The 10,126-nt window shown below is 69.7% G+C and carries 12 protein-coding genes; 4 read left to right on the plus strand and 8 right to left on the minus strand.

All coding sequences use genetic code 11. The annotated features are described in order from the left end of the window. The 7 genes from dmpG to VGZ32_RS16075 all read right to left on the minus strand — a co-directional run. Positions 1 to 900 (minus strand): 4-hydroxy-2-oxovalerate aldolase (gene dmpG / locus VGZ32_RS16045; RefSeq protein WP_326886848.1); only part of this gene is annotated, 900 nt, incomplete at its 3' end. Then, positions 897 to 1,838 (minus strand): acetaldehyde dehydrogenase (acetylating), encoded by a 942-nt coding sequence (locus tag VGZ32_RS16050; RefSeq protein WP_326886849.1) that lies wholly within the window; start codon positions 1,836 to 1,838, stop codon positions 897 to 899. The genes dmpG and VGZ32_RS16050, both read right to left, overlap by 4 nt. Then, positions 1,835 to 2,647 carry a 2-keto-4-pentenoate hydratase gene (locus VGZ32_RS16055; protein ID WP_326886850.1) on the minus strand — a complete coding sequence of 271 codons (813 nt, stop codon included), beginning with the start codon at positions 2,645 to 2,647 and terminating at the stop codon, positions 1,835 to 1,837. The genes VGZ32_RS16050 and VGZ32_RS16055 overlap by 4 nt, the downstream gene beginning before the upstream one ends. A gap of 1 nt (position 2,648) precedes the next feature. Further along, positions 2,649 to 3,584, minus strand: coding sequence for a hypothetical protein (locus tag VGZ32_RS16060; RefSeq protein WP_326886851.1), 936 nt, complete (start codon positions 3,582 to 3,584; stop codon positions 2,649 to 2,651). Further along, positions 3,581 to 4,459 carry an alpha/beta fold hydrolase gene (locus tag VGZ32_RS16065; RefSeq protein WP_326886852.1) on the minus strand — a complete coding sequence of 293 codons (879 nt, stop codon included), beginning with the start codon at positions 4,457 to 4,459 and terminating at the stop codon, positions 3,581 to 3,583. Before VGZ32_RS16065 ends, VGZ32_RS16060 begins: the two co-directional genes overlap by 4 nt. Next, positions 4,456 to 4,959: a cupin domain-containing protein gene (locus VGZ32_RS16070; RefSeq protein ID WP_326886853.1), complete on the minus strand. Its 504-nt coding sequence runs from the start codon at positions 4,957 to 4,959 to the stop codon at positions 4,456 to 4,458. The genes VGZ32_RS16065 and VGZ32_RS16070 overlap by 4 nt, the downstream gene beginning before the upstream one ends. Beyond that, positions 4,959 to 5,753, minus strand: coding sequence for an SDR family oxidoreductase (locus VGZ32_RS16075; RefSeq protein ID WP_326886859.1), 795 nt, complete (start codon positions 5,751 to 5,753; stop codon positions 4,959 to 4,961). Before VGZ32_RS16075 ends, VGZ32_RS16070 begins: the two co-directional genes overlap by 1 nt. 58 nt (positions 5,754 to 5,811) lie before the next feature. Here VGZ32_RS16075 and VGZ32_RS16080 point away from each other — a divergent pair, with 58 nt between their 5' ends. From VGZ32_RS16080 to VGZ32_RS16090, 3 genes are all read left to right on the plus strand, one after another. Continuing rightward, on the plus strand, positions 5,812 to 6,579 hold the full coding sequence (locus VGZ32_RS16080) for an IclR family transcriptional regulator (protein ID WP_326886854.1): 768 nt from the start codon (positions 5,812 to 5,814) through the stop codon (positions 6,577 to 6,579). 112 nt (positions 6,580 to 6,691) lie between these two features. Continuing rightward, entirely contained in the window at positions 6,692 to 7,156 is a 465-nt protein-coding gene (locus VGZ32_RS16085) for a cupin domain-containing protein (RefSeq protein ID WP_326886855.1), read from the plus strand. A 2-nt stretch (positions 7,157 to 7,158) separates the two neighbouring features. After that, the gene (locus tag VGZ32_RS16090) at positions 7,159 to 8,706 is read left to right on the plus strand and encodes an NAD(P)/FAD-dependent oxidoreductase (protein ID WP_326886856.1); all 1,548 of its coding nucleotides are present in this window, start codon (positions 7,159 to 7,161) and stop codon (positions 8,704 to 8,706) included. 223 nt (positions 8,707 to 8,929) lie between these two features. On the opposite strand, the gene VGZ32_RS16095 is transcribed toward VGZ32_RS16090, so the two are convergent. Further along, positions 8,930 to 9,538, minus strand: a complete 609-nt coding sequence (locus VGZ32_RS16095; RefSeq protein WP_326886857.1) for a helix-turn-helix domain-containing protein — start codon at positions 9,536 to 9,538, stop codon at positions 8,930 to 8,932. A 131-nt stretch (positions 9,539 to 9,669) separates the two neighbouring features. On the opposite strand from VGZ32_RS16095, the gene VGZ32_RS16100 reads away from it, so the two are divergent. Continuing rightward, positions 9,670 to 10,125 (plus strand): ester cyclase, encoded by a 456-nt coding sequence (locus tag VGZ32_RS16100; protein WP_326886858.1) that lies wholly within the window; start codon positions 9,670 to 9,672, stop codon positions 10,123 to 10,125. Position 10,126: the final 1 nt, after the last annotated feature.

Consider the following 10,126-nt stretch of genomic DNA (forward strand, 5'->3'; position numbering starts at 1 on the left):
CCGGGCGGCCGCGGTTTCCGCGTGTCGCAGGAAGCTGGAGTACACGCCCGCGAAGCCGAGGGTGAGGGTCTCGCGGTCCACTCGGACCGGCCTGTCCTGCAGCGGGCGAACCAGGTCGTCCGCGGCGTCCTGCAGGGCGAGCAGATCGCACCCGTGCCCCCAGCCCTCGAGGGTGGCGACCGCGACGAACGCCTCGAGCGGGCAGTTGCCCGCTCCGGCGCCGTGACCCGCGAGCGAGGCGTCCACGCGGATGGCGCCCTCCTCGACGGCGGCCAGGGAGTTGGCGACGGAGAGGGAGAGGTTTTCGTGCGCGTGGATGCCGATCTCGGTCGCCGGGTCGAGGACGTCGCGGTAGGCCCGGACCCGCTCACGCACCCGATTCATCGTCAGGTGGCCGCCGGAGTCGGTGACGTAGACACAGTGCGCGCCATACGACTCCATTAGGGCTGCCTGGCGCGCCAACGCGGCCGGCGGCGCCATGTGGCTCATCATCAGAAAGCCCGCGACGTCCATGCCGAGCTCACGGGCCGTGGCGATGTGCTGGGCGGCGATGTCGGCCTCGGTGCAGTGGGTGGCGATGCGCACCGAGCGCACGCCCAGCGCGAAGGCGTGCTTGAGGTCGTCGATGGTGCCGATGCCGGGCAGCAACAGGGTGGTCAGCCGGGCTCGGGTGACATTCGCCGCGACGGCTTCGAGCCATTCGGCGTCGCGGTTGCTCCCAGGTCCGTAGGTGAGGCTGGCGCCCGCGAGGCCGTCGCCGTGGGCAACTTCGATCGCGTCTACGCCTGCCGCGTCGAGGGCTGCGGCGATCCGCGCTGCTGTCTCGGGCGGGATGCGATGGCGCGTGGCGTGCATCCCGTCCCGCAGGGTGACGTCCTGGATGAACAGCCGTCTGGTCACCGGGTCCCCTCCAGAATGTGCGCCGCGGCGCGCTCGCCAACCCGCAGGGCCGCCGACGTCATGATGTCGAGGTTGCCCGCGTAAGGCGGCAGGTAGTGGCCCGCGCCCTCGACTTCGAGCAGGACACTGACTTGATGCGTGACCGGATCGTCGCCGACGAGCGTATGCGGCTGATCGGCCACGGGTGTGATCTGCACCGGCCGCTTGAGTCGATATCCCGGGACGTAGGCGGCCACGTCCGCGACCATCTGCTCGACCGCGGCCGCGATCCGCGCGTGAGTCGCGGGATCGGGCGCGTTGACGAGGCAGAACACCGTGTCGCGCATGATCAGGGCGGGTTCAGCGGGGTTGAGGATGATCACTGCCTTGCCCCGTGTCGCGCCGCCGACCGACTCGATCGCGCTCGCTGTGGTCGCGGTGAACTCGTCGATGTTGGCCCGGGTGCCGGGCCCCGCCGACTTCGAGGCGATCGAGGCGACGATCTCGGCGTAGGGCACGGGCGTCACGCGTGCGACCGCCGCGACGACGGGGATCGTGGCCTGGCCGCCGCAGGTGACCATGTTGAGGTCGGGTGCGTCCAGATGCCGGTCGAGGTTGACCGCAGGAACGGCGAACGGACCGAGCGCCGCCGGTGTCAGATCGATCAGCCTTTTGCCGTACGGGGCGAGGGCGCGGGCATTGGTCTGGTGCGCTTTGGCCGAGGTGGCGTCGAAGACGATCCGGATGTCCTCGAAGCCGGGCATCGCGATGAGGCCTTCGACGCCCTTGGCCGTCGTCGGCACGCCGAGCCGGTCGGCTCGCGCGAGGCCGTCGGATGCGGGATCGATCCCGATCATGGCGGCCATCTCGACGTGCTCGCCGAGACGCAGGAGTTTGATCATGAGGTCGGTTCCGATGTTCCCGGAGCCGACTACCGCGGCCTTGATCTTGTCGGTCATCCTGTGCCTTTCGTGAAGGACGCGGCGACCTCACCGATGCCGCTGATGCGCGCGTGGAACGCGTCACCGGGACGGACAGGGACCACGGGGCCGAGCGCGCCGGAGAGTACGACGTCTCCCGCGCGCAAGGGGCGGCCGTGGTCGCGTGCGGTCCTGGCGAGCCAGGCGACGGCGGCGAGCGGATCGCCGAGGCACGCCGCGCCCGATCCGGTCGACACCACTTCTTCGCCGCGACGCAGTGTCATGGTGCACGCGCGAAGGTCCATGCTGCCCAGTTCGCGGTGCCGGTCCGCGAGGACGAACAGCCCTGAGGAGGCGTTGTCCGCGATGGTGTCGACGATGTCGATGTCCCAGTCGGCGATACGGCTGTCCACGATCTCCAGCGCGGCGACGACATACGCGGTGGCGGCGGCGACATCGGCCGGGCCGATCTCGGCGGCGTCCAGGTCGCTGGCAAGGATGAACGCGATCTCGGCCTCGATCTTGGGTTGGAGGGTGCGGGTGATGTCGATGGGCTCGTCCGCGGGGCAGGCCATGGTGTCCAGCAGGGTTCCGAAGTCAGGCCGGTCGACGCCGAGTTGAGCCTGGACGGCCGGGTTGGTCAGTCCGATCTTGTGCCCCGCGACCCGGGCCCCGGCCTCGATCTGCCGGGAGACCCAGGCAGACTGGACGGCGTATGCGGCGCCGATGTCTGCCGGGGGCAGCAGGTCCCGTACCGGGGCGCAGGGTTGGGCCGTGGCGCGGGCGGTTGTGAGCCGGTCCAAGGCCCGGGCGGCGGCGACAGTGAGGGGGGCGCTGCGGGTCGGCACGTCAGTCCACCTCGAAGGTCGCGCCGAGACCCATGCCGGTGATCCACTCGGGGACCGGCTCGTAGGCGGTCCAGACCAGCGGCGCGGCCGCGGCGGCGTGACCGATCAGCCAGGTGCGGATCTCGTGGCCGCCGCTACCCGCCTGCTCTTCCAGGCCGTCGTCGCCCAGAGCGGCGATCGGGGCGGGGTCGCCGACGGTCAGCTGCTTCAGGAACCAGCGGTCCCAAATGGCGTTCACGTGGGCATTCGGATCGCCGCCCATCGCGCGGACCCGGGGTTCGCGCGCGGCGGCGAAGGCCCGGGGATCCTGGCGCCCGTGGATCACGGCGTGTCGGCGCTCCGCGGCCATCGCGGGATCGCGTGGATCGTTGGAGGGCAGCCAGTGCGAGAGCCCGCCGCTGGCGATGATCAGGACCCGGCCGGGAAAACCGCTGCCGCGGATCGACTCGCCCAGTGCCCGGCCGAATCGGACGCAACGGCGCATGCTCGGCAGCGGCGGGGCGGCGGTGTTCACGACGAGCGGCACCAGCGGCAGGGCGGCGCCGCCACAGGCCATCTCATAGCTCTGTACCACCCCGTGGTCCACGGTGAGCGAATAGGACAGGGACACGTCGAACTCGGCGCGGGTGAGCCCGTGGTGCACGGACCAGGCCAGTCGGGCGGCCACCGGCAGCGGCCCGGATCTGCTGCCGAAGTCGCCGAAGCCGGCCACCTGCTCGACGCCGAGGAGGAACGGCGGCATCGCGTCGTAGAAGTTCGCGTGGAAGTGGTCGGGACCGATGACCACGACCGCGTCGGGGGCGAGCCGGGCCACCGTCCGGGCCACCCGGTCGGCGTCGGCGAGGAAGCGGCCGCCGGGGTGTTCGGGGGTGGGCGGTGGCAGGAGGGTGGCGAACGGGGAGTGGGACATGGCGACCAGGCCGACGATCTCGCTCATGCCGGATCCTTGCCGAGCAGGAGGAAGTCGCGGTGGGCGCGCAGGAACTCCTGTGGTTTCTCCCACTGCGGCCAGTGACCCGCGTCCTTGATCACGTGCAGGCGGGCGTCGGGCAGCCAGTCCAGCAGCATCTCGGCCTCGTCGAGCCCGCCGGTCGGGTCGTGGTCGGTCCACAGCAGCAGCGTGGGCGCGGTGATGTCGCCGACCCAGGCCGGATTCCAGGCGTAGTCCTTGCGCACGTCGGGATCCTGTAGGACGAGCGTATTGGTGATCGCGCGCAGGAAGCCGGGACGGCTGTAGACGGCGCGGCGCAGGTTGACCAGTTCGTCGGTGACCATCCGGGTGTCGTGGAACAGGAACTCCACACGTCTGCGGACCGTCGCATCGCTGGGGTCCCGCACGGCGGCCAGGGTGCTGTCCCGCATGCGGACCATCACCTCCGGCTTGTTGGCGATGTTGCCGGGGGTGTTGAGCACGAGTCGTGCGACGCGGTCGGGGTGGTGCGCCGCGGTCCACGCGGTCACCCATCCCCCGAGCGACTCGCCCGACAGATGCGCCGTGTCGATCCCCAGGGCGTCCATCAGGCCGAGCAGGTGATCCGACAGTACGTCGATCGTGTAAGGCCGGTCCGGCAGGTCGGACCAGCCGTGGCCGACCATGTCGTAGGCGGTGACGCGGAAGTCGGCGGCGAGGCCGGCGATGTCGCGGGCGTAGGCCTCGAGGTGTCCGCCGGTGCCGTGCAGCAGGATCAGGTCGGGGCCGGATCCGGCGCGCAGGACCCGTGTGCGCACTCCGGCGACGTCGACGTGGCGCAGTTCGTGTTCGACGTCGGCCAGTTCGCCCCAGATGCTGACGTGCGCGGGCAGCGGGTTCATTCCGGGTTCTCCTTGAATCGGGCGCGGGCCTCGGCGAGCGTGGCCAGGCCGGCGCTCTGCCGCCGTCCGACGCCGAGCAGGTTCAGCAGCCGGGAGTTCTCGATGGTCAGGAACTCGACCGGGTAGGTGTCGGAGTCGTTGTAGTGCCGGTGCCAGGTCCAGGGCGGGGTGTAGATGAAGTCGCCGGCCGACCATGGCTCGGTGTCGTCCTCGATCTCGCTGTGGCCGTGGCCGCCGATGACGAAGTGGACCGTCTCGTGGTGGTGCCGCTGCATGTCCGAGCTCAGGCTCGGCGGGATGGTCTGGCGGAACAGCTCGAAGGTGGTGGTCGGCAGCAGCCCCGCGATCGACAGGGTGGTCGGGTTGTGCACCTGGCCGGCCGGCAGCGTCTGGAGCTGCGCGGCACGCACGACGACGGGCCGCGCGGTGCCCGGCCGCACGGTGTCGCCGATCGTGCCGAGGAAGTCGGCCATGGTGAATCTGGATCCTGACTCGGCCATCAGATGGTCTCCGTCCTTCCGCCGTCGACCGTCAGCACGGTCCCGTTGATGTAGCCCGCGTCCGCGGACGTCAGAAAGGCCACGGCCGCCGCGATCTCCCCTGGGCGCGCGGCCCGCCCGGCCGGGATGGCTTCCAGGTCTTGGGCGTCGAGCTCGTCATAGCCGGCGCCCGTGGCTCGCGCCCGGTTCGCCAGGATCTGGGTGCGCCTCTCGGTCGCGGTGGCGCCGGGCGCCACGCAGTTGACGGTGACGCCCTCGGCCGCGAACTCGCGGGAGAGCAGCTTGGCCGCAGCGGTGACCGCGGACCGAAGGACCACGGAGGTGGCCAGGTCGGGCTGGGGCTGGCGAACCGCGGTGGAGGTTACGAAAACGACTCGTCCGAACCCGCGTTCGGCCATGCGCGGCAGTGCGAGGCGCGCCAGCCGCAGCGGGCCGACCACCAGCAGCTCGAATGCGTCCCGCCACTGCTGGTCCGCGACGTCGAGGATGCGACCGGGCGGCGGCCCGCCGGCGTTGAGCACCAGCAGGTCGAGCCCGCCGTAACAGTTCTCGACCTCGTCCAAGGCCGCCGCAGCCGCCTTCGGATCAGCCATGTCGTTCACCAGGGCGTGGGCGCCGCCGCTCCGGTGGCCGAGCCGTACCACCGCGGCCTCGAGGGCGTCGGCGCGCCGCCCGGTGATGACTACCCGGTGGCCCGACTGCGCCAGGCGCTCGGCGATCGCGTAGCCGATGCCGGTGGCGCCGCCACCGACGAGCGCGGTTCGTGTAGTGATGGCGGCCTCCTGAGCGTGAATCCTGGGTCGCCGGGCGCGACGGGTTTAGCCTGACCTGTGTGAGCCCGCGGAACCAACGATGAGTCCCACTGAGCGGGACGGTGGGGCCGAAGTGGCGGCCGGCCTCGACCGCGCCGCGGCGATTCTCGGCGCCTTCGACGCCGAGCATCGCGAGCTGACCCTCTCCGCGCTGGTCGCCCGCTGCGGCCTGCCGCGCTCGACCACGCACCGCACCGCGGACCGGATGATCCGGCTCGGCTGGCTCGACAAGCCCCAGGACCGCTATCGGATCGGCAACCGGCTGTTCGAGATCTCGAGCCTCGCGCCGATCCGGCTGGAGCTACGCGAGGCAGTGCTGCCCTACCTGCAGGACCTGCACAGCGCGACCAAGACCACGGTGCAGCTCGGCGTCCTGGACGGGGCGCAGATCCTGGTCGTCGAGAAGATCACCGGCCATCGTTCGATGCCGATGCTCTCGCAGGTCGGCGGCATCATCCCGGCATACTGCTCGGCGCTCGGCCGGGCGATCCTCGCCTACAGCGACACCGCGTCCATCGACGCCGTGCTCGGCGCGGGCATGCCTGCGCGCACCCCGCGCACACTGACCACCAGGGCGGCCGTGATCCGCGAGCTGACCGCGGTGCCCGCCCGCGGCTGGGCGGTGGACCGCGAGGAGGGCAACATCGGCGTCAGCTGCGTGGCCGCTCCGATCTTCGCCCCGCTCGGGGAGGTCGTCGCGGCGCTGTCCGTCACCGGGCCCACCGCCCTGGTGCGAGCGGACCGGATCGGCCCCGCCGTACGCATGGCCGCCGCGGCGGCGTCCAGGGCCTACTCCACCCGACGCTGAACCAAGCCCGTCCCAGTCAGTGGGACTCGCGATTGCGAATCCAGTGGGCTGCTCCGACGCTGGCAGCCTGGCGCACCGGCGTTGGCCGGTGCGGCGACCTAAGGAGACGACGGTGACTCTAGGCGGCGGCTATCTGCTGCCCTCCCGCGAGGGGCATAAGATCGCGGCGATTGGGCTGGGCATCACGATGAAGACCGACGGCGCGTCGACCCGCGACGCGTACTCGCTGTTCGAGTACACGATCCCGCCGCAGACCGACGGGCCGCCGCCGCACATCCACACCCGCGAGGACGAGTCCTTCATCTGCCTGGCCGGACGGCTCGATGTCCGCCTCGGCGGCGAGGACTTCGTCCTGGGGCACGGGGACTACCTCTATCTGCCCCGCGACGTGGTACACGCCTTCCGGAACCCGTACAGCGAGGAGTCGCGCGTCATCTCCGTCGTCTCACCGGCTGGCCTGGAGCGCTACTACCAGGCGCTCGCGGACATGCCGCCCGGCCCGAAGGATATCGGGATGATCAAGAAGATCATGGCCGAGTTCGGCATCGAGCTTCAGCTGCCGCCCGAGGTCCACTGACCATGAGAATCGCGATCATCGGCGCGGGAGTCGCCGGCCTTGTCACCGCGAAAGTGCTCACGCAGGCCGGGCACGAGGTGCGGATCTTCGAGAAGGCGCCCGACGTGGGCGGCGTGTGGAGCCGGACGCGGCGCTATCCGGGTCTGACGACCCAGAGCCCGAAGGCGCAGTACTCGCTCTCCGACTTCCCGATGCCGAAGCACTACCCCGAATGGCCGACCGGCGCCCAGATCCAGGAGTATCTCGCCGCCTACGCCACCCACTTCGGCCTTGATCCGATGCTGCGCCTGAGCACCGAGGTGACCGCGGCCCGACCGACCGGCGACGGCACCTGGACAGTCAAGACCCGCGACGCGGCGGACACAGTATCCACGGACACTTACGATCGGCTTGTCGTGGCCAACGGCGTGTTCTGCGAACCCACCATTCCCTCCTACCACGGCCTGGCACAGTTTGCCGCGGCCGGCGGCCGGCTGTGCGCAGGCACCGAGTTCCACGACGCCGAGCAGGCCCGCGGCAAGCATGTCCTCGTCGTCGGGTACGGCAAATCAGCCTGCGATGTCACCGTGCCGATCAGCCGGGTCGCCGCGAGCACCGACGTGATCGCCCGCCAACTGCTGTGGAAGGTCCCACGGAAGGTCGGCGGCCTACTGAACTTCAAGATGCTGCTGCTCACGCGGCTCGGCGAGGCACTGTTCCGCTACCGGCGCCTGAGGGGATTCGAGAAGTTCCTGCACGGTCGCGGAAACCGCCTGCGCCAACAGATGATCAACTCCATCGGCACAGTGTCGGTGCGCCAATTCGGCCTGGGGAAGCTCGACCTCGTGCCCGCGGGACAGATGGAGGACATCGTGCGCGGCGCCATCGGGCTCGCGACCGAGGGCTTCTTCGAGGGCGTCGCCTCGGGCAGCATCACAGTGCACCGGGACCGCACCATCGCGCGGCTACTCGTCGCGGGCGGCAGGCCTTTCGCGCAGCTCAGCGACGGCACCCTGCTTCAAGCGGACCAGATCGTGTGCGCCACCGGCTTCTCCCAGGGTGTCCCTTTCCTGCCCGACAACGTGCAGAAGCAACTGCTGGACGAGCGCGGCAACTTCCTGCTCTACCGCCAGATCCTGCCCGTGGACGTTCCGGGACTGTACTTCAACGGCTACAACTCCTCCTTCTTCAGCCCGCTCAACGCCGAGATCGCCGCTCTGTGGATCGCCGCCGACCTCGCCGGCGCCGTGCCGCTGCCCGACACGGAAGCCATGCGCCGCGCGGTCGTCGATCAACTGGCCTTCATGGACGAAGCCACGAGCACCCACCACTGCCGCGGCACGAAGATCATCCCTTTCTCGATGCACAACGTCGACGAAGTCCTCGACGACCTCGGACTCAACATCAGCCCACTGGTGCGCGCAGTGCATTGGCTCGGTCCGATCAACCCGGCCGCCTACCGACGCCTCACCCCGACACTGCTGACACGGCTCGCGGCAGGCAGTCCGCGCCACTCCCCCAGCGCCGCGCCGGACAACCGCGACCAACTTCAATCCAACACCGCCCGATAGGCAACCCTGAGCTCGCGCCGCCTCCAGGTTCACAGACATCGACCTGACGCGATGAAGGAGCGGGACAGCGCCACGGTGAATGCCTGGCACACCGCGCCCGGACGGGGGCCGCCAGCCCGCCTCTGTATCGCAACGAAGCGGTGAACAATTGTGATATTCCAGGGCTCGACTCCGCCCTTGCCGCGCCACTGACCGACGCCGCCGAGATCGTCCGCGCCGAGGCCTAACCCGTTGCCGAGGTAAGCCAGCGGTCGAGGTCGTCGAGCACCGCTTCGATGGCCGGCCGCAGCTCGTCGGCGATCTGGTTCTGGCTTTGGCCTTCCCGGGTACGGCGTCCGGCTTCGGTGATGATGATCTGGAAGACGCCGGCGAGTGCGATTCCCCGCAGCTTTGCGATCTCAGGCGCAACCGCCGCCGTCTCGGCGATAGCGGTGGCCAGGGCGTTGGCCTGGCGGTCTGACATCTCCAGAGCGAGCCGGTGGACGGTCGGACTGATGGCGGCCAGGAAGCCGAGCTCGCCGCGCCACTGTTCGGCGGGGATACGGCGGATTGCCTCCACGGTGTCGAGCACGAAATCGCGGATCGCTGCGGCCGGGCTGGTCCCGGCTGCTCGCGCCCGGATCAGCTGGACCAGCTCATCCTGGACCAGCTGATCACGATCAGTCACCAGCTGTTCTTTGGTCGGGAAGTAGTTGTAGACGGTCTGCTCGGAGACCTCGGCCTCACGCGCCACGTCGCTGACCGCGACCTGCTCAAACCCGCGCTCGGCGAACAGCCGCGCGGCAGCGTCGGCGATGGCCTGGCGCATGCGGGCCTTCTTGCGCTCGCGCAAGCCGGAGTCAGTCATGTGCCCAGCATAGCAAAACTTGACTTGACACAAAAATTAGAGTTGACTCAAATATGCAGGTTGTGGCGACAGGCCCGAGCGGCCCTGCGCCGCCGGCCACCGACAAAGGAGTTCCTATGACAACCACCCACGGCACCAGCCGAACTGCGCACCTGCTCGCGCTGATGAAGAAGGGGGACGACGCGTTCAACGCCCGCGACTTCGCCGTGGTGGACACGGTCCACCACCCCGACATGGTCGCGTACATCACCGGGCTCGCAGAACCCGTCTACGGACGCGAAGCGCACGCCACAGCGATGCACCAGATGCTGCGCATCTTCCCCGACATGCATGTGTACAGCGACCCGTATCCGATTCAGTTCGGCAGCGGTGACTGGATCACCGTGGTCACTCACGCCACCGGAACCTTCACCGGGCAGATGACCATGCCCGACGGCACCGTGATCCCTGCGACCGGAAAGGCGTTCGACGTCGAGTTCGGCCAGACCACCAAGTGGGACGGCGACCAGCTCATCGTCATCTCCGCCTTCTGGGACGCCGCTGCGCAGCGGCAGCAGATCGGCCTCGCCTAGC

This window comes from Actinocrinis sp., from assembly GCF_035938995.1.
Taxonomy (GTDB): domain Bacteria; phylum Actinomycetota; class Actinomycetes; order Streptomycetales; family Catenulisporaceae; genus DASZGI01.

Excerpts from the sequence above, each read along its gene's own strand:
- VGZ32_RS16050 (WP_326886849.1), bottom strand. The coding sequence starts at position 1,838 with ATGACCGACAAGATCAAGGCCGCGGTAGTCGGCTCCGGGAACATCGGA.
- VGZ32_RS16060 (WP_326886851.1), bottom strand. The coding sequence starts at position 3,584 with ATGAGCGAGATCGTCGGCCTGGTCGCCATGTCCCACTCCCCGTTCGCC.
- VGZ32_RS16065 (WP_326886852.1), bottom strand. The coding sequence starts at position 4,459 with ATGAACCCGCTGCCCGCGCACGTCAGCATCTGGGGCGAACTGGCCGAC.
- VGZ32_RS16070 (WP_326886853.1), bottom strand. The coding sequence starts at position 4,959 with ATGGCCGAGTCAGGATCCAGATTCACCATGGCCGACTTCCTCGGCACG.
- VGZ32_RS16080 (WP_326886854.1), top strand. The coding sequence starts at position 5,812 with ATGAGTCCCACTGAGCGGGACGGTGGGGCCGAAGTGGCGGCCGGCCTC.
- VGZ32_RS16090 (WP_326886856.1), top strand. The coding sequence starts at position 7,159 with ATGAGAATCGCGATCATCGGCGCGGGAGTCGCCGGCCTTGTCACCGCG.
- VGZ32_RS16100 (WP_326886858.1), top strand. The coding sequence starts at position 9,670 with ATGACAACCACCCACGGCACCAGCCGAACTGCGCACCTGCTCGCGCTG.